At 58.6% G+C, this 23,951-nt stretch carries 17 protein-coding genes; 3 read left to right on the forward strand and 14 right to left on the reverse strand.

Annotation, left to right across the window (positions count from 1 at the left end):
* Positions 1 to 34: 34 nt before the first annotated feature.
* The 5 genes from IEV75_RS11095 to IEV75_RS11115 all read right to left on the reverse strand — a co-directional run bounded on the left by IEV75_RS11095 (position 35) and on the right by IEV75_RS11115 (position 5,057).
* A complete protein-coding gene (locus IEV75_RS11095) occupies positions 35 to 367 on the reverse strand; it encodes a helix-turn-helix transcriptional regulator (protein WP_188452640.1) in 333 nt (110 codons plus the stop codon).
* A 412-nt stretch (positions 368 to 779) separates the two neighbouring features.
* Positions 780 to 1,778 (reverse strand): endonuclease/exonuclease/phosphatase family protein, encoded by a 999-nt coding sequence (locus tag IEV75_RS11100; RefSeq protein ID WP_188452641.1) that lies wholly within the window; start codon positions 1,776 to 1,778, stop codon positions 780 to 782.
* A 229-nt stretch (positions 1,779 to 2,007) separates the two neighbouring features.
* Positions 2,008 to 3,315, reverse strand: coding sequence for a type II toxin-antitoxin system HipA family toxin (locus IEV75_RS11105; RefSeq protein ID WP_188452642.1), 1,308 nt, complete (start codon positions 3,313 to 3,315; stop codon positions 2,008 to 2,010).
* Positions 3,312 to 3,659, reverse strand: coding sequence for a helix-turn-helix domain-containing protein (locus tag IEV75_RS11110; protein ID WP_188452667.1), 348 nt, complete (start codon positions 3,657 to 3,659; stop codon positions 3,312 to 3,314). The genes IEV75_RS11105 and IEV75_RS11110 overlap by 4 nt, the downstream gene beginning before the upstream one ends.
* A 645-nt stretch (positions 3,660 to 4,304) precedes the next feature.
* Entirely contained in the window at positions 4,305 to 5,057 is a 753-nt protein-coding gene (locus IEV75_RS11115; protein WP_188452643.1) for a hypothetical protein, read from the reverse strand.
* A gap of 224 nt (positions 5,058 to 5,281) precedes the next feature.
* On the opposite strand from IEV75_RS11115, the gene IEV75_RS11120 reads away from it, so the two are divergent.
* Both IEV75_RS11120 and IEV75_RS11125 read left to right on the forward strand, forming a co-directional pair.
* Positions 5,282 to 6,259 (forward strand): hypothetical protein, encoded by a 978-nt coding sequence (locus IEV75_RS11120; protein WP_188452644.1) that lies wholly within the window; start codon positions 5,282 to 5,284, stop codon positions 6,257 to 6,259.
* A gap of 295 nt (positions 6,260 to 6,554) precedes the next feature.
* Positions 6,555 to 6,755, forward strand: coding sequence for a hypothetical protein (locus IEV75_RS11125; protein WP_188452669.1), 201 nt, complete (start codon positions 6,555 to 6,557; stop codon positions 6,753 to 6,755).
* Between the two features lie 117 nt (positions 6,756 to 6,872).
* On the opposite strand, the gene IEV75_RS11130 is transcribed toward IEV75_RS11125, so the two are convergent.
* The 4 genes from IEV75_RS11130 to IEV75_RS11145 all read right to left on the reverse strand — a co-directional run bounded on the left by IEV75_RS11130 (position 6,873) and on the right by IEV75_RS11145 (position 10,273).
* Complete coding sequence (locus IEV75_RS11130) at positions 6,873 to 7,760, reverse strand: hypothetical protein (RefSeq protein WP_188452645.1); 888 nt, start codon at positions 7,758 to 7,760, stop codon at positions 6,873 to 6,875.
* Between the two features lie 3 nt (positions 7,761 to 7,763).
* On the reverse strand, positions 7,764 to 8,120 hold the full coding sequence (locus tag IEV75_RS11135; protein WP_188452646.1) for a hypothetical protein: 357 nt from the start codon (positions 8,118 to 8,120) through the stop codon (positions 7,764 to 7,766).
* A gap of 182 nt (positions 8,121 to 8,302) precedes the next feature.
* Positions 8,303 to 8,923 (reverse strand): hypothetical protein, encoded by a 621-nt coding sequence (locus IEV75_RS11140; RefSeq protein ID WP_188452647.1) that lies wholly within the window; start codon positions 8,921 to 8,923, stop codon positions 8,303 to 8,305.
* 1,107 nt (positions 8,924 to 10,030) lie between these two features.
* Positions 10,031 to 10,273, reverse strand: a complete 243-nt coding sequence (locus IEV75_RS11145; protein WP_188452648.1) for a hypothetical protein — start codon at positions 10,271 to 10,273, stop codon at positions 10,031 to 10,033.
* Between the two features lie 123 nt (positions 10,274 to 10,396).
* Here IEV75_RS11145 and IEV75_RS11150 point away from each other — a divergent pair, with 123 nt between their 5' ends.
* The gene (locus IEV75_RS11150; protein ID WP_188452649.1) at positions 10,397 to 10,540 is read left to right on the forward strand and encodes a hypothetical protein; all 144 of its coding nucleotides are present in this window, start codon (positions 10,397 to 10,399) and stop codon (positions 10,538 to 10,540) included.
* A 100-nt stretch (positions 10,541 to 10,640) separates the two neighbouring features.
* Here IEV75_RS11150 and IEV75_RS11155 read toward each other — a convergent pair whose 3' ends face one another.
* From IEV75_RS11155 to IEV75_RS11175, 5 genes are read right to left on the reverse strand one after another with little or no spacing between them, the layout of a single operon-like run.
* Positions 10,641 to 11,108, reverse strand: a complete 468-nt coding sequence (locus IEV75_RS11155) for a toxin-activating lysine-acyltransferase (protein ID WP_188452650.1) — start codon at positions 11,106 to 11,108, stop codon at positions 10,641 to 10,643.
* Between the two features lie 31 nt (positions 11,109 to 11,139).
* Complete coding sequence (locus tag IEV75_RS14010; RefSeq protein ID WP_188452651.1) at positions 11,140 to 19,410, reverse strand: SPM autocatalytic domain-containing protein; 8,271 nt, start codon at positions 19,408 to 19,410, stop codon at positions 11,140 to 11,142.
* A complete protein-coding gene (locus IEV75_RS11165; RefSeq protein WP_188452652.1) occupies positions 19,410 to 20,342 on the reverse strand; it encodes a hypothetical protein in 933 nt (310 codons plus the stop codon). Before IEV75_RS11165 ends, IEV75_RS14010 begins: the two co-directional genes overlap by 1 nt.
* Positions 20,339 to 21,727, reverse strand: coding sequence for an HlyD family type I secretion periplasmic adaptor subunit (locus IEV75_RS11170; protein ID WP_188452653.1), 1,389 nt, complete (start codon positions 21,725 to 21,727; stop codon positions 20,339 to 20,341). The genes IEV75_RS11165 and IEV75_RS11170 overlap by 4 nt, the downstream gene beginning before the upstream one ends.
* On the reverse strand, positions 21,724 to 23,850 hold the full coding sequence (locus IEV75_RS11175; protein WP_233351843.1) for a type I secretion system permease/ATPase: 2,127 nt from the start codon (positions 23,848 to 23,850) through the stop codon (positions 21,724 to 21,726). The genes IEV75_RS11170 and IEV75_RS11175 overlap by 4 nt, the downstream gene beginning before the upstream one ends.
* Positions 23,851 to 23,951: the final 101 nt, after the last annotated feature.

Raw genomic sequence — 23,951 nt, forward strand, 5'->3', positions numbered from 1 at the left:
CTTTCTCGCCGTGGCTCCTCTCGTTGCGCCCGTCTTAGAAGTCATCATCGACCTCTTTCACACCATGGCGGACGCTCCTGGGCAGAAGCGTCAGTTTTTCATCCAGATGGGTATTGTGCAGCTGGAGCGCGCGCTCGTCATAGTCAAAGAGGCGCACGCCGACGAGTGCGGCGACTTCAAAGACGATCCCGATCTCAGGGCCAGGTGCGCCCTTCTCGATGCTCGAGAGCGTCGTACGGCTGATACCGGCGCGGTCGGCCAGTTCCTGCGCGGTCAGGCCGCGCTCGGTGCGGGCGACACGGATCAGCTTGCCGAGCAGGCTCAGCGCCTGGCGTGTGATCCGGGAATAGCTTCTCTGGCGGGGCATGGCGGCCTTGCTGTGTACAAATGGATGGACGCAACACTCTCTTGCGTCCGGAATTTTGTACATTATGCCGGGAGCGGGGAGGGAAGTCCAGTTTTGTTCATTTTATTGGTCATAACGGCATCATATGTCCAATAAAATGAACATCTGGGTGGGTGATGAGGAGAAACCCTGGTGGAAAATCTGCGCCAGGAGCAGAGATTTGAATTACGGGAGCTTATTCAATTCCAGCTCTCGCCCTCCTCGGACCTCGCCAGGCTGGCAGGGCGAAGTTCGCCCTCGGAGTCGGTGACCCGCGGTCGCCATCTACCCCGATATGGAAGCGGATGCGCATCAGGCAAAACCAGCCAGACCAGGCTGAAGGCAGGTCTGGACTGAGGCATATGGTCGGGCGCTAACAGCCAGGATAGCCGCCTCAGTCGTCGTCAACCCCGTCGACAAGTATACCGAACCGGATGGGATGATGGTCCGAATAGTACTGCCGGAACCGGTTATGGATGTAGGGGTCACCCGGATAAGCCCCGTCGGCCTGGTTCCAGAAGGGCCGCATGACGGTCACCAGATCAATGACATCAAGCTCGCCGGGTATTTCCTCGCGGGTATAGGCTTCGCGGAACATCACATGATCATAGGGGCGAGGCCCGTTGACATTGGTATTGGTCGCCCGGCAATCATCATTAAGCGAGATATAGCCCTCTGCCAGGCGCAGCACAGCCGCGAGCTCCGCGCAGGACTCGATATTCATATCGCCAAGGATCACATAGTCCCGCTCCGGCCCGTCCTGGGCATCGATCCATTCGAATATCGCTGTGAACTCACCGGCCCGGCGGGATCGGTTGACCGGCCCTGTCCCGGGACGCAAATGAACCGAGATGAAGACCAGGTCTTCAGAATCGGCCCGGAAGCCGAAAGCAAACGGCACGCGATCAAACTGACGATGAGCCGCACGCGGCGCGCTTATATATCCGGTGAACAGATCTTGAGCGGGCTCGATACGATCAGCGCGGTAGAATGCAACAAACCACTCCGTCGCCGAGCTGTTGAGCTGCAGGCGCGTGCCGCGCCCGGTATCCTCCGGTGACAGCACGTAGGAAAAGCCGTGGCCGGCCATGGCGTCAAAAAAGGCCTGAGCCCTCTCAGATGGCCGGAAGGGCGCGCCATCCGGATAGACACCCTCATAGGGCGGCGCGACCAGTTCCTGGACAAAGACAAGGTCGTGCGGGGCGAGAAATTCCGCCAGGGCTTCATGATCTCGGCGAGCGTACAGGCCAAGGAACTGGATATTGAAGGAGACGGCCGAGAGTTCTCGAGGCTCGTCGATGGCTGGAGGAGCAGAGGGCTGGACCGAATTACCAGGTGGTGGTTGGCAAGCTGCAAGAAGGAGCCCGAGCAAAAGCGCCCTGATGGACATCATTACCTCCCACCTTATCCGCCAATGCGTATAACATATCTAAAGTTGTTTAGACGCGCCAGACAAATTCCAGACCAGCCAATCGGCACCAGGACTGCCACCCCAGGAGGACTTCCGCTGCTTGCTAGCGGCGTGAATTGCGCGCCTTTGGAGCCTCAAGTTCTTTCGAGGAGGGTACGCTCCATCGGCCTTTCGGCCGGCCGCTCATCCGATCGCAGGCACTGAGCAATCATCACGGGGCGATATCCAGCCGTAGACTCCGATCAATGGCTTTGCGCCAGTCTGGGCTGACCTGTGCACTGTCCGCGAATTCCGGCCAACGCCGCACCGCAGCATCGACTTCTTCCAGAATCACGCGGACTCTGGGCTTGCTGATTGAAACCGACCGGCCACAGGCAACGAAGTCGTCAAACGTAAATCTGGCGCGCTCGCCATTCATCGACATCTGGTGCCGTGACGTCCACAGTCCTTCCGGATTATAGCTCCAGGTGATGTCGAAGGCAGGCGATAGCCGCCATTGTCCCGCCTTGTCCATGAGGAAGGCGATATTCTTCACATGGTCATCCTGATTACGGGCGATGATGTTGAACGCCATGCGGCGGAACTGTTCTTCCAGAGTCTTTGCTGGCAGGTTCAGCCGGCGCATCACAAACAGGGCCTGCTCGTATGAATAGGCGGTCTGATCGTTGAAATCGAAGTGCGCGATCGCCGCGAGAGACTGCATGTGAAGTTTCGCGCCGTTCGCCTCCCGGTCAAAGCGCCTGACCATGAAATGGCGCCGTCCACCTTCTTCCATCAGACGGCACTCGGGCATGTCGATGCCAGCAGCGCGCGCCATGTTGGCGTATGCATACTCTACCGCACCATAACCTTGAGGGTCTGCTAGCTCCTTGTCCTTGTTGTTCGACACGCCATCGAACTTCAAGAGCCAGTATTCAAAACCGCTACCAGCATCGATCTGACCGGAGCGGACTTCGTTCGTGTTGCGGTTCCAGGCGATTACGGCCTTGGCACGTGCGCCGCCAGCGGAGGTGCCGACGCGCAAGATGTCACGCAAGGAAGCTGCCTTGCTATCATCATCAAAGGACGCCTGCAGATCGTTGCGGTGAGTAAGGACCTTCGAGGCCAAAGCCACAAGCGCATCAATCTGGATCCGGCGCGCCTTGGGAGCCTTCGGCCCCGTGGCAGGCGCAAACTCAAGCGCCCCCATACCCCTCTGCCCAGTATAGCAAAGACGCTCTACCGCATTGAAGCTTTCCGGCGTGCGGCCTTGCGTGGCCAGCCAGGCATTTATCAGGGCATTGCCATATTTGTCGGGGAGGGCATCAGCGAGCATTCCAGGCAGACCGTGAAAGCTGCGCGGGTTCAGGTCCGGGAAGGTATATATCCGGTCGCTCAACGGCATCATGAGCGGTGCGACTTCGATGCCACTGCCCGCAAAGTCGCGATCATAGGCAAACGCGGCGGCCTGTTGACCCTCTTCCAGTGAGACCGCTCCGATACGGCGCCCCCACAGCCGGACTTCTGCTACACTAGTCATGTCTCGTCAGACCAGGTCCATTGGGTAGAGGAGGGTGACTTGCCGGATTTACGCACCCGCTTTGGCCGCTTGCCGTGACGCTCTAGGAGGAGAAGCGGATTCACTGGCGTGTCAGGCAGCATTTTCTCGATGCGCTCGAGAATGCCCAGCGCCCGCATGCACCGTATCAAGCTCGTCATCTGGACCGACTGGCCATTTTCAAGCCTCTCCACAGTCCGTTTTGAAACGCCTGCCATTTCAGCAAGCTCGGCTTGTGTGAGCTTGCTGGACAGCCGAATGGCGACCATTCGCTGGCCCATCTCTGCCAGAACCGTATCATCTGCTTTGTGCTGAGCCGTTTCCATGATTCGCCATAATAGACGATTTATATCGAAATGCAAGCCATATTCGTTAAAAGCGGCGAGTTATAGGAAGATTTATATTCGTCGTTTTTGTCGATTAATTATCGATATAGCTCTTATTTCGCCATTTATGGCGATATATTATCATGTGCAAACGAACCGAGCTCAAAGGAGCAGGTATCTTGGCGCTGAGCGGTCTACCGCTGACCAACAACCGCATTATCGCTTAGCCGTTCGGTTGGCGCACCAGATTCGGCGATCACCCCAAAATAGTGATGTAGGCATGCCCCCAGCGATCGAGGATCATGTCGGCGATGTCGGCGCGATGGTCAAATCCGAATGACCCGGCGAGATCCTGCATCTGGGTGCGGACCGCGTCTCGAATTCGCCGAAGGCCGGCGCCAGCAGCGCTACCCGGACCATGAAGGCCGGAACAGCGGGCGCGGAACCCGGCCGATCCAGCATCCAGTGTTAACAATGTTGCACATTGTTAACACGTCGATTGGACAAGGGACGCGCGATGAGATGATCGTGGCACTTCTCCCAGGCCGACAAGGCGGCAGAAAGTCGGTGCCGGTCCGGGCAGAAGGGCAGGGGGCGCACCCCGCCTCTGCCAAGATATCGAAGACGGGAATGGCTTCGGACACCTTACCGGAGCCGTATGCCTGCAAGGCTCCCGCTATCGGAAAACGCCGCGATCAAATGACCGCTCGTTTCACGCTCACCGCCGCCGGGCAGATCTATGGCCTGTTCAGGGTCAATAGCTGGCCAGATCCTCGCGCCATTGGTTCTGAAGGACAGAATCATCTCATTGGGCTCGGCTGAGAATCCAGCTGGTTCGGCATAGAAATAGGACCCATCTGCAAGGATGGTCACCCGTGCTTCACGGCTTCCGGCAGAATAGACTGCAGCCATGATGTGGGAGGGCTGTGCCGCCATGTCAGGACTGCCGCGCAGGTCCTGCGGATAATTGCAGACCAGAGCCGCAGCCGGCATTTCCGGGTAATGCGCGATCGAAATCTGGTCAGGATTCATGCACCGGAATTCTGCTACGATGCCGCTAGCGGCCGGTGTGCCAAATGATACCGCCACGTCTGAAAGGAAGGGATTGGTCTCCATCTGCCAGTCGGCGCAGATTGCGTAGCTTGGAGCGTGGCCAGCTACTTCGTGGGCAAGGAGCCTCTCTGAGAGGCACTGTCTCAACGTATCAACGCCCGTCAAGGTGGCTGAAGAGGCTCCAGCGGCCTCGTTCGGTTCATCAACAGAAAAAGGGAGCGCGGCTGTCGTTTCGCTCCGTACCGGGCAGACATGGTTCCAGATACCGCAATCAGCCGCCAGGAGAACGCCCGCGATCGCGCCGGCAGCCCCGATTGCATTCACGAACACGCTGGTACGGCTCATCACGCCCGGCCTCCTGCCTGTATCGAAACTAGACCCCTTCGGCCGCTCCACGACATTTCCTTGCCGCCCACACCACCTCATCGATCCTCGCCAAGAGTATAGGCGCGCTTTGTGCGCAGCAACCGGTTGTAGACCTCGCCCCGGACAACGTTGATCAGCATCGGGCGCCCGGCTAGTCTATGGTGCATATACGTGGGGGCGTATGCGGGAATAGGGGGGATCAAATGGGAACGGGACCGAACAAGACGAGCGCGGAGGCCTGTCGGCCGCTGGCAGACGCGATTTTAAATATCCGCAAGGCGGGCATTGTCAGCGAACAATGGATCGCTCGCGCACTGGAAGAGGCGCTTTCAACACATCAATGGCAGGGGCAGGGCCGCGCCTTCAAGCCGGGCCTGGGGCGCCGCATCGCCAAGCTGGTTTACACCCGGCAGGACCGGGACGCGCTATCGAAATCGCTTGCAGGCCTGATACGCCATGACCGCGTCGCCGTTCGGGCGAAATGGTTCTTCTCGACATCTGGCCTCGCAGAGACAGGTATTCCTGTGGACCACACCGATGCAGGGCGCAACGTGCTGATGGGATCCCTGATCAGCCGGTTCGTCTATGGCAGATCGCCAGACTACCAGGCAGAGCTGGAACGTCAGGGAAGCTACACCCTGCTACAGAATGCAGGCCAGAACCAGGTCAACCGCTCACTCTTGTGCGTCGATGCCCTGAGCTCGAACGGGGTGATGTGGGCATTGCATCTCTATCGCAAGGTAGGCGACCAGGCAGACATGCTGCGATCCCGTGTCGGCGTCTTCCTTCCGGAAACGAGACCTTTGGCCCTTTTATCCGCTTCTGGGTGGATCGACAGCGAGCCTCTCGTCAATAAGCATTTCGATGATGAAGCTGCGTCCGCCGTCCTGAAAGCGCTGCGCAAACCAAGCCAAAGCAGATCAGATTGGGCCCTTACGTCAATCAGGCTGAATGCCGGAAAGGACGGCGAGGTGACCGACAGCAGCGGACGAGAGGCGCTCGGATACCTGAAGACTGACGGGCGCCTGGGCATTACCGCCTTCGAACGAGTGGGTCTAAATCAACGCGACAGCCTCTCAGAAGAGGAGAGGGCGGTAACAGACTTTCTTAGCGCCCGCCAATTTCAGGCGCTTGCTGATGCTGGGGAAGTCCTGGCGCGTTTCACCGCCAATGACTCATGATCACCGATTGGCCACAATCCCCATCCTGCCCAATCAGCGCAATTCCAAGCGTGCTATAAGACTGCCTGGATGTGGCGCATTGCACCGGCAATGAGCCCTTTAGCCTGGCGATTTGAAAGCCTTTCGCGGCATCGTCCGGCTGGGTCCTCATTGGGATTGCTGGAATTTCGCCTCTCTACCCTGTCTTTTTTCATAAAAAACATCGCATGAGTAACACTTTTCACATGCTAGAAACAAATTTCAGGGCAAGACGACGCTCCAGGATCGCACGTCTGACAACGAGGATACATTTTTCATGGCTGCCGGGTCGCAGACTCAGTTTTCAGGGCCGGTGACCGTTTTTCACGATCTGCTCTTCCGCTTCCTTCAGCAAAATGACGGACAACCCTCGTTTCGCGCCAGCGAGAACGAGTTCGCCGCCCTTACAGAGGAGGAGGCAGATCGAATTGAGAAGGTCTATGGCGACGTGTTCGGCGGCGTGCCCGATCAAAAATAAATGTTGTTGAGGCGCCTAAGCACAATCCAAGCCGTGACGGTGTTTCAGACCCTACCGTTGGATCAGCAGGCACCTCAGCCTGTCTTTACATCCGAGTTGGCGCGGCAGGCGCGTGTATCAACGACTACCGCGCGGACTGCCAACAAGAATGAGCAGGAGCGCCAAGGGGGTCAGCAAACGATAGATACCGATGGTAAGTGTAACCAGCAGATTTTCATTATTATGCCGGACCTTGTTGAGGTTGAAGTCCGCCAACTCGGGGAAGTCACCAAACAAGGCTTTGAAAAAATTATCGATCGTGAAAATTATCAAATCAAACACCGAGTGGTCTATATAGACCGACGAAACAACCGCCACAGGCGATGCCCAATAGTAAATCGATATAAAGCCGAAAAACGAAAAAGTCATCCCCAGAGCAGTGTATACTCCCGATGCACTCGATTCGACCATCCTATCTGTTTGGCCTGTTCGGCCTATGGTCGCTACAGCAATTATTGTTGTCATAAATAGGAAGAAGCTACGCACAGAGTTGATAATTATTTCATCAGGCAGGCCACTAGATTGACTATGGCGCTCTGATTTTGCGCCAGAATCTTCTACAACTTTTTCGACGGCGGCATAGAACGTCGTGATCGACGCAATGATGAACGGTAAAATTCCGAACAGAAGCAGATAGTGCCCGGCTGGCACCTCCAAAGAATTTGCATCGAGTGTGTGGACAAACACGGTACCAATTATTGGCAACAGGCAAGTGGTAACAATAAAGCCAACTGTGATGAGCGATTTCGCCCGGTAAACCGCAGCCGGCAGAAAACGCGGTTCCTCGATGAACACAGCGCTGCAAAGCAGGATCGCGCAATTAACGATCACCCATAATAGAGCGGTGACCAGGAATGCCTCCAGCTGAGTGAGGCCGAACGCCCTGGCATTAGTGAAAACGACAATCGCAATCACCACGGCCCAGAAGCCGAGCGGTATAGCCCAGTACCACCCAGCCAGACGCATGAGTTAGCCTCCTGCCTCGCTAATCAGCCGTACGAGCGCTCTGTTACGTTGTCTCAGATTATCGAGCTGCCGGTTCAGTTCGGCCAGTCGTTGATTGATAGTGGGATCGTCGCCAAGAAGCAGAGTTTCCAGCTCTGAGCGTTCAGCTTCGAGCGTTCGAAGCTGCTCATCCACCTGGTTTAAGGTCGAAGCCGATACGCCGGCGCGCGACTGCAGTTGGGTGACCTGGGCACGCATAGCCGCATTGGCGCTGCGCAAGCTGGCATTCTCCTGAACTAACCGGCTGCGCTCTGCCGCCAGAGCGCGGATTTCACCAGCCCTGCCAGCGCGCTGATTGCTCAGTTCGTAATTTTCCGCCATGGCTCCGGCCCGCTGTGAGCGGAGCGCATCGACACGCGCATCATAGGCGCCTGACTGAGTACAGCCGAGCGCCCTGCCGATACCGGGTTGTGTGGGATCGCAATCCTCTGGAGTGGTGGCACACCCTACTATCAGAACGCAAACAACGCCGGTAATACCCAGCTTAAGCGACGCGGCCCGGCTCATAATGCCATCACCGACTGAATATCGTTCAGCTCACGGTAGTTGCCGCGTAGCTGGTCGAGGTTTGCCGTCATAATGCCGAGCGCATTTTCGAGGCGTTCGGCTTCTTCCAAGGCTTTGTCTTCACGCATTGCCGCAACGACTGTCCGCGAGTTGGCGATCTGCAATTCAACAGCGGCAATCTGCGTTTCCAGATCTGAAATCTGCCCGCTAACTGCACTCCGTTGCGCAGCAAGCGCGGTGCCAAGTTCAGCCTGCTCAATACCCTCAGAACGCAGCGCGGCGTTGGTAGCCGCCAGCTGAGCTATCTGTCTTTCTTGCTCCTCTATATCCGATACGAGCGCAGCGTTGGCCTGTTCGATCAAGGCAATCTCGCTTGAGTAAAATGCCTCAGTCGATGCATAGGCTTGGCGCCGTTCGCCCAGATAGTCTCCGGCAACGCCGCCAGCCACCGCGCCCACTGCACAACCAGCCGCCATGTCTTCGGCCTGACCACCCATGATGCCAACGAGAATTGCACCTGCAGCGCAGCCTCCGGCAGCACCCTGATAGCCTTCCATCGTGGCACAAGCACTCAAGGCCATCGCCCCGGACGACATCACTAACATACGAAAGTTCATGCCTTTTCTCCCCTTTGAACCTTTATCTGTGTGCTGGCATCCAAAATCTCAGTCACAGGGATCGCCTTGCGGGCGAGGCGTTGGCGCCGTGACCTCACCGAAATCGGACGGGTTTACCCGACGTGCTACACAGTGTCGTTGAAATTGCCGCACGACGTCGGATGCGATCTGTCGCTCGGATCCAGACGTCAGGCTATTGAAGGTCGATTGGCTGACATCGTCACAACTGACAAGCCGGGTGCCGGTGAGTTCGAAAACGTCGTCCATCCGCGCAGTGTACTCTCGCACCAGGCTTCTCAGCTGCGTGCGATTGGAGGCGAGGGCAGCTTCCGCTTGGTCAAGCTCGGGTTGATACTCGTCCGGGTCAATGGAATGCAGGCACAACGCGGTTGCATGGGCTCTGAGTAGGCCCGCCCGCTGTGTCGCACGAACTCTAATGTTCAATAGCGCATTGATTGCCCGGTTCGCGCGAACAGCAGCGTCACGCCCAGCCACCCGTTCGAGCTCCAAGCGTGTCGTTTCCAAAATCCGGCTACATTGCGCGCGCTCTGCGCTGCTCAGAGTTTCATACGCCTCGATGCACCGCTGAGCTGCAGGATTGGCACCGCTAGCTGGTAAGGCTTCTGTTGCAATGCCAACTGCTAACGCAACGGACATTATGAAGCTGGCGGGCACCGAAAGCCGCTTCATCCCCAATCCCCCGAAAACTGCTACCTCTAATTTAAACCGGTGAGTTTGCGGGCGGTCAATCCCTTGAAAGAAAATTTAATCTAAAGCCGCGCTCTTGAAATACTGTTTACCACGAAAGCCACGCCAAATGAGTTCGCTGCAGAATATCATACGATCGAACATGCCAACAAAGGTCACATTCAGGAATATTTGTAGCCGCTTCATTAATTTATACGAAGGCCTAATTTAAGCTGACGGTGATTTGTCGCATAATTTATCTTATGAGAAATGCGATATGATCTCACGCGTGACGGCGCGTCCAGTCGGTTCAAGGTGCCAAGATACTGCACCGAGAATGCGCTGTTATCCTGGCACACGGAATTTCACGCACCGTGGAGCGCTCTGCACCAACTTCCGGCCAGGAAGGAGCAAGCCACTCTAATACCCGCCTTCCACGACCAGGCTAGTGTAGACCGCGCGAGCATCAAAAGCGCGCCTGCTGCGCCGATCATCCTCGTCAAGCATCACCACAACGGCCGCGACACCCGGGCGCAGCCAAGTCCGGGGGGCAGCAGCATAATCCCGCTCGTAGCGGTTGGCCACATAGTCTTCATAGGATCCGATCCATACGGTTTGCGATCCATAGACCGGCGTGCCGAACAGGCGTCCGGCTACCGGCATGTTGCGATCTCGTACGTGCACAATGGCAAAGTGGGAATACCCTTGGGTGAGGGTTTCGGCACTGGCGCGCACCAGAAGCCGGAGGTCAACCGTTCCACTTCCCGTGAGAGGAGCTCCACGCGCATGAATGTGAAGACGATCCCCGACACGGGAGACCAGAGTGAAAGCAGTGATTTCTTCCCAGGTCTGCTCTTCCTGAGTCCGCGGGTCGCGAAAGACCCGGCCAACGAAATCCTGCGCGTAGCCAACTGCGCCTTGGAGATTTGACGTCACAGCCTCCCGCGCAGTTGACGCTGTCGAACAGGCCGACAGGACCAGCGCCGCGAAAACGGCCACAACGATACCCGAGACAGAATGCATGGCGTCCTCAGTTGGCGGTCGGGCTGCCCGGGACATGCTCGGCAACTTCGCGCTGGCCCGTCTCGTTCACCCGGTGATATTTGAACGTTTCGCCAGGAAAAATGTGCTGGGCCACATCCTGGAGTATCTCCTCGTGCCCGCCAAAAGGTGCCACGACCTCAATGATCCAGGGCCGGTCCCCACCACGCCATTCGTCCGGCCGCAGCTTGTAGCCACCGTCTTTGAGGCGCTGTTCTGTATCCTCGGAGATGCGGGCCCACAACGCAAAGGCGGCCGGATGTTGCGGTCCGTTGAAGATGCGGAACTGTTCAAGAAGAACTGCGGGCATGACGAACCATTCCAGGTCGCCGATGAACAACTGCTTGTGGATTGGAGACTGGGTCAGCAACCAAGTGATCTCACCCAGCACCTGTGACACCGTTTTGTTCGGTTGCGGCGCAACCTGCCCCGGTTTGCCTGTGGGCGCACCTGTCATGCCAAATACTCCATCCATTGCCCTGCCGGGGTCATCCATAAAGGCTGTGCCGGCCGGCGTCAGCCAAAGCGGACAGCTCACGGCGGCTGGCGAAGAGTTCGTGCTGGCCAATGGTTACCTGATCGCCCTTGCGCAGGGTTGATACTCCTGAGGAACCACGAAATGCAGCCATGGCCTGAAGGAAGCGTTGCCGCTCGGACAGGGTGTCCGCATCTTCTTGCGGCAAGGTGGAAAAGTCCGAGTTGCCGATCGAAACCTGGTCCCGGCTGCGATTTAGCTCCGCCAGACGATCGGCCAGCGTGCCTGGCCTGCGGACCGGATCATGGGTTTGGGCCGCCAGCCACCAACGGCTGGTCTCGCCCCTCCGGGGCAACTCCTCATCCCCATGCACTGTGCGTGTAAAGTCTGGCCCGCCGATCGCATAGTCCAGTCCGCCCAGCTGCTGCGGATCGACATAACCGCTCATGTTGCGGGCGGAATCCGTCGCCAACGCAGCGGAAACGCGGTCTTCCGTGGAGAAGGGTTCGCTGACTGCACCCGCCGGTCGACCCACAGGCAGGATACGATGCGGTTCAACATGGGTGCCGGAGGGGCTTTCGTTGCGAAGCTCCACCATCTGCTGACGCCTAGCAGCCCGCCCGAAGCCCCAATTTCCGGCATCGCGCTGTTCGGCTAGATTGCGCATAAGCAGATCGTAAAACTGTTCCTGGAGATTGCCGGTAAACGCGCGCAGTTCTACATCGGCGGCGCGCCCCCCTGTTACGCCGTCGCGCCAGACAATCTCCGCTTCACCAAATACCGTGTTATGCAGTGAACCCGGCGCCGAGCCCGTTCCTGCCACAGTTGTCAGGGACAGGCGCTCCAGACCGGCTTCGTGAAGCGTCAGAAGTTCGTCCGATGTGCTGGTCCCACTGAAATCAGCATCAATCCAGATCCGGAAGTCGCCAAAACGCGCATCGTCAGCGTCAAGCCATCCGTCGCCATTGCTGTCATAGGCTCTCAGGCCCTCCAGATCGGTCTTCGCACCGGCCAGATCGCCAACGAAGGATATTTCTGAGACCGCCTCGATTACGCCATCCCGGTTACGGTCGAGCGCCAGTATCCCATTGCCGGCGCCAACCCAGCCGAGACGATCCAGCGCCCCGTCCCCATTTGCGTCAAGCCAAACTGGCGACTGGGCCGGATCGATCAAATGGATGCCCTCGCCCGTCATGTCGATGACGATCGGTTTGACACCGAAGGTGGGTGTCTGGGGATCGTCCGGATCAGCCTCAACCACCGGAGCGGAGAGATGTTCGAACAGATCTATGTGATGGCTTAGCTGAACCCATGCCGCACCCTCCGGAGCATCCATATCGATGTCCCACGAGGTTATCAGGTTAGCAATGGCGTCTTCCGAGAAGGCTGTTCCTGTGTAGGCGATCCCGAACCGGCCGTCAGAGGATAGGCTAAATCCATCCCAGAACCCTTCGCCCGGCAAGGCCGAGCCTTCAGCCCGTGCCAACATCATCCTTAACGCCACATCATGGGCCATCATAGTCGAGCCATTGGCTAAGGAGGCCAGCGCTGTGTTCACCGAGACGCTGTCCGCCACGTTGCCGGTCGTCCGACCGGTCGGATTCAGCGTGAGGTTCAGGGACACGATCCCTGCCTGCTCCAGGGTCATGAGTTCGTTTTCGGTCCCCACACCGTTCTGGTTTAAATCACGCCAGATACGGAACTCGCTCCAGCGTTCATCAGCGGAATCCAGCACACCGTCGCCATTGCTATCGAAGCCCTGCAGGCCTTCAAGGTCGGTGGTTGCACCTTCGAAGTCACCAACAAAGGAAATCTCGCTGCGGTTGTTGATGATGCCGTCACCGTCACGATCCAGCGCCAGAATACCATCGCTTGCACCGACCCAACCCATGCGGAGTAGATGGCCGGTGCCGGTATCGTAGACGATGCGGCTTTCATTGATGCCGACCAGATCGAGTCCATCCCCGTCCAGATCGAAGACCACAGGAGGCAAATTCCAGTTGCCGCCACCACCACCGGTACCGCCGCCGCCAGTCGTGCCCGACCACTGGATGTTCAGCTTGTTGATATCGATATCGACACCGCCGGCGGTAATGTACTCAATCCGCTTGGCCGCACCGGATGCGGCGCCAGCGCCTTTTACAATGATCCGGTCAGACACCTGAGAGGCCAAAAGTTCTGGATTCCCTGCTTCGCGCAGACCGATGACGAAGTCATTGCCTACGACTTCGTAGATCACGTCATCTGCCATCACGCCCGGGCCAAACTGGATGCGGTCATCCCCGCCGCTGTCATAGATCGTGTCTATGCCGTCTCCCCGATCAAAGATGTACTCGTCGTCACCCACCGAAGCGTACACCGTGTCATTGCCCCGGCCCATCCAGATCAGATTACCGTTGGTTTCATGCCCACCTGCTGAGCCTGCCGTATAGGCGATGTCGTTACCAGCATAGCCCATGATTATGTCGCTCTTGTCAGAGCGGCCATAGAGCGTGTTGTTCTGATTGTTGCCGCCAGTGCCCCAGTTGATACGGCTGATATCCACAGCGCCAACGCCGCCGACATCGAGCGCGTCGATTCCAGCCTGCGGATCTTCCCAGTAGTACTGATTGTTGACCGAGCGCACACTGCCGCCACCGGACACGGACACCAGCATGGCTGCATTGCGTCCATTGCTGTGGGCGGGGAATGTAATGGTCAGATCCGCCCAGTTCATACCAAGCATCACCAGCGTGTCGTAGCCGCCGCCATTCTCGGTTTCGTAGATCGTGTCGTTGCCGTCGCCGAGATAGTAGATGTAGGTGTCCAGGCCCGCCCCACCGTAGAGGATGTCATCGCCCTTGCCGCCCTGGATGTAGTTGTCACCGCCGTCCATGGTGATGACGTCGTTGAAGTCGGTGCCGACAATGTGCTCGATGGAGTAGAATTTGTGCCCAGCAGCGGCGCCAGAACCGGTATTGGCGGCTAGGTTCACGGTTATCGCTGAACTCATGTCGGAATAATCGACCGTGTCGAAGCCAGCCTCGCCGTGATACTGGTCATTGCCGCTCGAAGCGACGAACCAGTCGTCGCCGCGGCCGCCATAGAGCCGGTTGGCTTGGCCGTTCTTGCCGAACATCGTATCGTCGAAATCGGAGCCACGCAGCCATTCTATCGAGACCAGCGTGTCGCCCTCTGCATCGCCTCCGAAATATTCCTGACTCTCCAGATCGAGCCAGACAGCCGAGCGCGAATGCTTATATGACGCCGTGTCGCTGCCACCGCCGCCATGTAGATAGTCCGCCCCCGCGCCGCCTTCCAGGATGTCGTTCCCGGCCCGGCCATAGAGGAAATCGTCGCCTGCCAGGCCGCGCAGGACGTTGGCCCCGTCATCGCCCCATAGCTCGTCGCCGAACTGGGTACCCGTCACGTTGTCGATCTGACTCACACGCAGATCTATGAATTCGCTGGAGCCGCCCTCCATGTCGTAGGCTCTAAAGCGCCGGGTTGCCGCGTGAGCATAGATGGCATTGCTGTGACCGTCCCAGCTGCTAGGCCGGTAGGCCATGTCGAGCTTCAGCCCGCGGTCTACGCGCTCGTAGCTGACCGTGTCAGAACCGTTGTCGTCTGTGTCGTAGCCGCCGCGCGCCCAGCCGCGATAACCCTTCGTCCCGGTGACGATAAAGGTATCGTCGCCAGCCTCGCCAAGGTGGGTGCCAACGATGCCGTCTAGCACCAGCGTGTCGTTGCCCGCCCCACCGCGCATATAGGTATTGGTGCTACCAACCCCGGCAACGAGATAGTCGTCGCCATTCTGTCCGTAGATGCGGTCATAGCCGAGACCGCCGATGATTACGTCATTTCCATTGCCACCATAGAGATAATCGTCGCCATAACCGCCCTGGATCCAGTCATGGCCCGAACCTCCATAGATCGTGTCGTCGCCTGATCCCCCCACAAAGATATTGTCACCCCCCTCGTGAGAGAACGTCTGGGTGATGGTGTGGGTGCGGATGTCGGGCTCGTAGGGGCGGGAATAGTCCCAATAACTGAAAGTAATGGAGGCGGTTTCGGTGCTGCTGGCCTCAATTGTCACGCCAGTGGAACCGGTATGAATATAGATGTCGTTTCCGCTGGTGGCGTCGCGTCCACTGGAAGAAACCAGCGAGTAGGTCGTCGACATGATCGCACCGGTGGCACCATGCCACGATGCCATCCAGGCTTGCGCTGCAGCGAGCAGCGAGCTGCGCGCATTGGCGGACGGCGAGGTCCGCACTGCATTTGTCATCTTGTTGAAGCCACCATCGGCGTAGAAATTCGCTAGTTCGAAGCGCTCATAAACCGGCGCAGTATAGTCCGGCGTCGATGCGAATGGGGTGGCCGAGCGGTTGAACTGGAAGTTGCGGGCCGCAAGATCAAGTGTGGAGACGGACGCGCCGGATCCCGCTCGGGCGAAAGTATAGACGTAAGCGCGCGCATACACTGCGCCACTGTCTACCTGGACGGTTCGAGTGCTGCGGTTCCACGCATTCCCCGATGTCGGATTCACATTATGCCAGCTCAAGCGTGTACCGGATTCATCGTAGAATCCGACATACATCCGGACCTGATTGGCAGCGTTGCCGAGCCTGCGGGCTTCGAAGCCGAAAGTGACATAATCACCAGCATCGACCTTGAAATGCCGGCCACCATCCATGTCGCCGCCATGGAGTTCAAACCGGGCACCGTATAGAGATCCACTGGCGGATTCTTGGAACCCGGTATCTCGGAACACCAGTGCCGTACTCCCATCGGCCAGACGCTCGATCATCTCACTGCCTTGGCCTACATAATCGTGCCGATTCTGCAGCAGGTTTGTGCCCAGGGACAGGTCGCCGCCGCGCATCAGATTGTCTTCGGCGCGGCCGTTCCAGCGGCCGTAATCGACGTGCATCGTATTGCCGTCGAAGGAAAAGCTCACATCCTCATTGTCGAAACCCTGCCCCGACAGGATTTTCAGACTGTCCACAAACCCGCCAAACCCGCCGTAGAAGTCGGACTTCGAAGTGCGGTTGAGTCCGAGCTCGGCCGCCCGCTGGAGGGTGATGATCCAGCCGGCGGCGAATTGGGAGACACTTAGGTCGTCGATCATACGATCGACGCGAGTCTTGTTGTTATTGTACCAAGTCTGATCGGAGGCATTCAGGGACACTGAATCCTGAGCCATAACTCGCGTGAAACGCGCTTTGTTATTGTCGTAGAAGCTTTTGTCCGAAACAGACAGGCTGTCATACGGAGCCGCCACTATCGCATTGATCACTTCTCGGTTCGCCAGATAGAGGCCATAGTCCTCAGCGATCTGAAGATCGCCCGTCAGTCCGATCACGGAATTAGCAGGTGATCGCGTGATCGCACGCTTCAGGAATAGATCGCCGCCAACAATCCTGGTTCGGCCAAGCGCCCAAATCACACCTTGGTCAACGGCCTTGTCCGCACTGTCGTGATTTATTTTGCCTGCAGTAGTTCCGCCGAGCTTTACCCACAGTTGATTGCCCGTGTGACCGTACACTTGCGTGGGAGAGGTAGCATTGGCATTTCCTGCGATTTCGCTTCCGTAGGTAACCATCGAAACGAGGCTGTTCAACGCGTCACGCGCCGCGATGGCCATATCGCGTACGAGATCTTCATTGCCGCCATTCTGGCTCGACACGTTGCCAAGATCGAAATATCCGGTGTCGAAGTTCAAAACCGTCTCGGCGTCGGCTGCGGGAACTTTCGGCTTCTTGGAGCCGAAAAGATTCCCGATAAATGCGCCCAGAACGAAACCGACGAAAGCGCCGAGGCCGGGCACCACGATGTTCGCGAGCGATCCAATGGCCTTCGACATGGCGCTGGTCAGTCCATAGCTAAACGTGGACGTCCAAGTGCCAATGCCGCCGGTGAATATCAGGGAACCCACTGAACTCCCGATGGATGACAGAACAGCCCCTGCCGTGGTCTGCGGCTGGATTACCAAGGAGCCGAGCTTGGCCCCAAGGAAGGCTCCTATCGATTTTTCGAAGGCTCCGAATTTGAACGTTCTCAAATCCGCGGTGACGATACCGTCAAGCACCTCAAATGTTGGGTTGCTCCCCACGAAACCGGAAAACAGGGACTGACCGCTCACTGCATTGCTGAGTACCGTAGAAATCGCCGTACTGCCGACCGTCTGGAACAGTTCCGCGCCGAATCCCTTCAAGCTGAGGGCTTCGCCCAATTCCAGAGTGAGGAACGAGCTGACGCTTCCGATTGCGGCGCCTTGGAAGGCGTTGGAGAGGTCTGCCCCGAAGTCGCTGAAAACGTCTCTGGTGATGCCGTCTACATGGTCGACGATATTGTTCAGGCGGGATCCGATCGCCTGCCCGATGTTTACGCCAACCGCCTCCAGAACAGCCGACGACGCCATGTTCGCGGCAAAACTACCATTGAACAGAAGGCTGCCAATCGAAGACCCGATTGTACCGAACATCCCCGACAGCTCTGCGGCGGGAATAATCACTCCATTATATCCCGAGACGCCCACATCGCGACCTTGTCGAACTTGTGAGCCGTCTGGCAGAAAGTAACTACGCAGGATTAGGTCTGTATTGTGGTCGCCGTCGAAATCTTTGCCCGTTAGAAAAAACACGCGGCCATCGCTGAACAGGCCCATCAAACGCCGCTCACCGTTCGGGAGCAGCTGATTGAGGACTTCAATGCCGCCTTCTGGAATGTGTGACCGGAGGGAATCGTTATGCACGCGGTAACCACCGGCGATGTAAGTGTGACAAGGCTCGACCGTTAGGTTGCAAGTCAGGAACGTAGGCGCCCCGTCCGGGCCGCAGTCGAGTGCTTGCTGCAAGCTGTCAGGAGTATCGATGTTTGCGCCGGCACCCGCGTGAATGAGTGCGACATCAACGGCCTTGATGCGCCGAACGTTTCGAACCTCGCGCGCGTGCCCACCTGCTCCGACCAAGGAGTGCCCCTCTGCGAGGACTGTCTCCAGTGTCCGAAATTCATTGTCTGAACATAGGAACCGGTGACCAGCCGTTGCGAACACCTCGTTGTTTATTTCAATGACTTCGTCGGATGTGTTGCGGTGGACATCAACAACGCGCGCGGGCAGCAACCGCCCAAGAGCATCGAAACCCATCACTTCGTCGCCGACCGATATCGCCTCAATCGGTACGTGCTGCCCATCCGCAAGCTGCACCATCGTGCCGGGCACAAAACACTCCGGATCGAACGAGGGATTGGGTGCGTAGAGCGGCGAACTGTAGTTGCGCACAGCATGAAGACCTATGTCGGCGCCCAAACGGTTCTTGAGTTCGTCCTCGTACTCACCTAAGTAGCGCATCCATTGGCTATGCCGCTCGTTACTGCCGATGCCGCCAAGATGGCCATAGCGAAAATCGGCATCGATCCACGCATCCACAGCGCGGGCGAGAAAGGCGTCCCCCCAGCCGACCTCTCCGAAGATCGCTCGTGTATCGTCAAGCTGACGGAATACGACCCTATTGCCATCCCCATCGGTGATCGACAATGCTGCGATCGTTTCCTCGCCATCCACTGGGAGGTGTACGATCTGTCCAGTATACTCTCCGACCGTTTGCGTACCGTGCCGTCGAATCGCCTGCATGGACAACCCGTAGTGGTGAGCTTGTTTGCCAATGTCGTCGCTGAACATCGCAACTACGAGAGCGAGGCGGTAATGCTGGCCACTCGGGCGAAGGTCAGCGGCTGTCCAATAATCGTCGTCATGCATTCCATACTGGAATGAGAAATCTCCATTCAAACTGTGGCGGTTATAGATCGCCTGCTCAAATATCAATGAATTCTGGCTGATTGTCGCGCCATTGGCGGCATGCCATCCACGCAGATAATTTCCGGGAAACCACGCCCCCATCCCGTACTCGCGCCACACGGAATAGTCGAGCGCATTAATTTCTGCGACCGAAAAAACGCCATTGCGATTTCTATCAACAATAGAGTACTCTATAGCCTCAACTAGTCGCTGCAATATGTCATAAGAAAACTGATCCAGAGTCATCGTATAGAGACCCGGGTTATTTTCTTGCGCCCATCGATTTCCCATCAACGCGGCGGCACCGTAGGCGCCGCTGTAAGATGTGATCTGCGCTTGCATTAAGATCTGGCGACCGGCGCGGAGTGCTTCCGGAGTTCCTATATCACGGTACAGCTCGTATATCTGCAGGTATATTCCCGCTCGATTGTCAGCACCGGTAGCGTTGAAATTCCCACGAATAGCGTTCCAGCGGGACCGGATCTGAGCCTGCGTCAAAGACATTACTCTGTTCTCCAGCTCTCGACCAATCTGAGAGCTTCACTACGATGAACTGGCCATTGCTCGATTTGAAAATGGGGAAGGGAGAGGTCCACACGGATATTGGTATCGGCCATGAAGTTGAGCGTGCATAGGCCGTACTCTCTGGGTCCGTCCGGGGGGCCATGACGATCCATGCGCTGAGACCCACATACTATCCGTACAGCAGCACCGTCTGGAGCAGTCCCTACCCAAATCTGATCTTTAACTTCATATGGGCTTTGGAAAACGTACAGGTCCAAACCGTGGGCAGTTTCTCCGGTGAATTCATAATGAGGAGATTCAGAAAGATACTCTCGTTCACCAACCACGCTATCTCCGTCGCTCCTGCCGCCTAGCGAGACCTGGTGCACGGATTGGACAGTCTGATTGTGGGCCGCAACCTGGCTGATATACCGACCGTCCATGAAAGCCACAAAAAACTGAGCATTAAATGTCGTGAGTTCGCCATCGGCAATGGCGTCCATAAGCGGGGGATTGGCCGGATCGAAATATTCCGAAGGGACGACGAACCGGCCGACAACGGTCTCCTCAGGATCCCATGCCGGGTCGGCGTGAAGCGTGAGTTCGACGGGGAAGCTCTGGCGGGCGAGATGACGCAAGGCAGCAGTCTCGTTGCTGAACGGTGCGGCGTTGATGTCGTCAGCCATGGCGGTACAGGGCACACGCCGGCGGATCACCCGCACCTGGCCCGTTTGACCGGGGCGCACGCCGGGTGTGTAAATGCGTTCGATGTCGACACATGCACCTGCCTCCGAGCCGGACTGAGCCGTCGTATCGGCACACCCCAGCAGAATGGCGGCAAGCAAAGCAAGCGCCCCGTTGCAGAGCCTCACCACCCCACCACCCGTGCATAAACTGCCCGTGTGGAAATCACAGCAGGCCTCCCCCCTCATCTCTCCCTCCCCGCCTCGCTCATTGTCCGCATGACCGGGCTAAGCAGAAACGCGATTACCCGCCGGCGGCCAGTCCTGATTTCCGCCGTCGCAGCCATGCCGGCGGCCAGCACCGGCATTTCACCATTTACCCTGAGGTTGTTCGCAGAAATTCTTACTCGCGCAGGGTAAACCAGCCCCCGATGCTGGTCAACGATCGCGTCGGGCGAGATTTGCTCTACGATTCCATCTAGATAGCCGTATCTCATGAAGGGGAAGGCTTCCAGCTTGATGCGGACCTCCTGGCCGACGGCGACGAAACCGACATCGCGGTTGAGCAGGAAGGCCTCGACATAAAGTTCGCCGCCAGCCGGCACCAGGGTAATCACCGGCTCGCCAGGCTGGGCCACCTCGCCGATCGTGGTGACGGCGATGGCATTGACCGTGCCGTCAACAGGCGCAGCAAGGGTCTGGAGCGCCGAGCGCGCCTCGGCCTTGGCGAGGATTTCGGTGCGCGAGGCGATAATGCTTTCCGCTTCTGAGAGTTCTGCGGCGGCCTGGGCGGTGAAACTTTCCAGCGCCGTCTCCATGTCCTGTTCTATCATCGCGGCCTCCGCCGTGGCGCGCCGGATCGCCTCGCGCGCGCCAGCAGCGGAGGCACGCAGGCTGTTCAGGCGCTCCTCCAGCTCGTCAACCCGCTGGTGCGGCGCGAAGCCTTCCTCCGCAAGAGCAGCATGGTTCTCGTACTGGCGCCGGATCAGCGGGAGAGTGATCTCTATGCCGCTAAGCGACGCGCGGCTTTCATCACGCGCGGCCAGTGCCCCCTCCCGGCGCTGGACCATGCTGGCCAAGCGCGTCTGGTGTTCACGTATGCGGGCGCGTACCAGACGCGCCTCAGCGGTCTGGATTGCCGGGGACAGGCTTGCCTCCTCACTCCAGTCGATCTCGCCCTCATCGGCCCAGGCCAGCAGTGCCAAGGCACGGCGGCGCTGCAGCCGGGCTGTCTCCAGCTCGGAGCGGGCCGCTGACACATCGGCCTCAGTGAAGGTGGTGTCGAGCTCGACCAGCGCCTCGCCGGCGCGCACCTGTTGGCCTTCACGGACATGAATGGCCCGCACCGTACCAGCCTCCAGCGTTTCTACCGACTGCAGCCGGCCGACCGGTGTCAGCCGCCCCTCGGCCACGGCGACCACGTCAACGCGCGACAGGCTCGCCCAGAGCAGGGCGGCAATCGCGGTGGCGATAATCGTCCATAGAACGATGCGGCCGAGCGGGCGCGGCGGCGTGTCCATGATTTCCAGCGCTGCGGGCAGGAATTGCGTCTCGATCCGCTTGCGGCGGTTCTGCCGGCGGCGCTCGCTCTCACGCTTCCAGGCCTCGATGAGAACGGCGAGGTGGCGGCTCATCGATAGCCCCCGGTCTGTTCTTGCCACAGGCTGGCATAGCGCCCGCCACGGGCGAGAAGTTCGGCGTGTGTGCCATCCTCGGTGACCGCGCCGGCCTCGAGCGTGATGATACGGCCGCAGGGTTTCAGCGCGCTCAACCGGTGAGCGATGATGATCACGGTCCGGCCGTGGGCGATCTTGGCCATGTTTCGCTGGATGACCGCCTCGCTCTCCGCATCGAGCGCCGAGGTCGCCTCGTCGAAAATCAGCATCTGCGGATCGGTCGCAAGGGCCCGCGCGATAGCGATGCGCTGGCGCTGGCCACCCGACAGATTGCCGCCGCGCTCCTCAAGCCGCGTGTCGTAACCTTCCGACAGTTCCAGGATGAAATCATGCGCCCCAGCCATCTGGGCCGCCTCGACAATGCGCTCCATGGACAAGGTGGGATCAGCAATAGCGATATTGTCACGCACCGAGCGGTTGAACAGGATGTTTTCCTGCAGCACCACACCAATCTGGCGGCGCAGCCAGGACGGGTCGATGAGCGCCAGGTCCACCCCGTCGATCAGGATGCGGCCGCTCTCCGGCACGTAAAGGCGCTGTACCAGCTTGGCGAGGGTCGACTTGCCGGAGCCGGACGGGCCCACTACGCCAAGCACTTCGCCCGGTTGCACCTCCAGCGAGACCCGGCGCAGCGCCTCGCGCGCGCCCGGACGGTAGCGGAAGGTGACGTCATCGAACTTCACATGCCCCTTGAGCGCAGGTAGCGCGGTGCGCGAGCCGGAGGCATTGGCTTCCTGCGGTGTATTGAGTATGTCGCCAAGCCGGTCGACACCGACGCGCGCTTCCTGGAATTGCTGCCAGAGCTGGGACAGACGAAGCACCGGCTCGGCCACGCGTCCGGCCAGCATGTTGAACGCGACCAGCTCACCGACAGACAGCTGACCGCGGATCACCAGCGTAGCCCCGACGAACAGGATCAGGGCGGTGGACAGCTTGTTGACCATTTGGATTGCCTGGCCACCCCAGATGCCCAGCACATTGGCGTTGAAAGCGGATTTCACATAGCCCGCCAGCAGAGTCTCCCAGCGGCGCTGCATCTGAGGCTCAACAGCTGCAGCTTTTAGCGTCTGCACCGCCGTGACGCTTTCGACCATGAAGGCCTGGCTTTCGGCAGCTCGGTAGAAACGCTCTTCGATGCGTGCACGCAGCGGCGGGGTAATAACCGCAGAGATGATCACGTACAGTACGATCGCGCCGATCACGATCAGCATCAGCCAGGGCGAATAGAACCACATCACCACCAGGAAGATGATGGTGAAGAACAAATCGATGATCAGCGTCGCCGCTGAGGAGGTGAGGAACTCGCGGATGGTCTCCAGCTCACGCACCCGCGCCACGGTATCGCCCACCCGGCGCGCCTCGAAATAGGCCAGCGGCAGATTGAGCAGATGACGGTACAGCCCTGCCCCGAGCTCCACATCCACCCGCGACGTGGTGTGCGAGAAGATGAAAGCGCGCAGCCCGCCCAGGAAGGTCTCGAATACGATCACCGCCAACAGGCCGATGATCAGGACGTTGAGTGTGGTCAAGGACTGGTGCACCAGTACCTTGTCAATCACCACTTGGAAAAAGAGCGGGGTTGCGAGCGCAAACAATTGCAGAATGAAGGACGCTGCCAGCACGTCGCCAAGCAGTCCGCGATAACGGACAAGGGCCGGGATGAACCAGGTTACATCGAACTTGCGCATAGGCCGCCCGCCACCGGCGCGCGTCGTCATCAATACCGCCTGGCCAGTCCAGATCTGCGTAAAATCCTCCAAGGTGAGCGCTTCGGCCGGCTGGCCGGGCCGCTGGATCAACGCTTCGCCGTCGCGGATCGCACCGATGATGAAGAAGCGTCCATCCCGCCCTTCGCCGATCGCCGGCAGCGGCATATCTTCCAGCCTGTCGGCGCGCACTGCTGCCAGCTTGGCGCGCACCTGGGCCCACCGTGCCAGGCGCACCAGGTTCTCAATGGTGGCGGCCCGTTCGGAACCAAGCTGATGGCGTAGCTGAGCCACATCCACCGGCTGCTCCAGCACGCCTAGCAGAAGAGACAGGCATTCAAGCCCCGAATCCGTTCCGAAACTCTCGCTTGTCACCTGCCGCCCCTTCCCAGCGCGTCTATATCGCCGCGCACACTGCGCGATGGCAAGCTGGCAACACAGGCTGGGGTTGAAAATGTTTTTGAACCCGGCATTCT

The organism is Glycocaulis albus, from assembly GCF_014639075.1.
GTDB lineage: Bacteria > Pseudomonadota > Alphaproteobacteria > Caulobacterales > Maricaulaceae > Glycocaulis > Glycocaulis albus.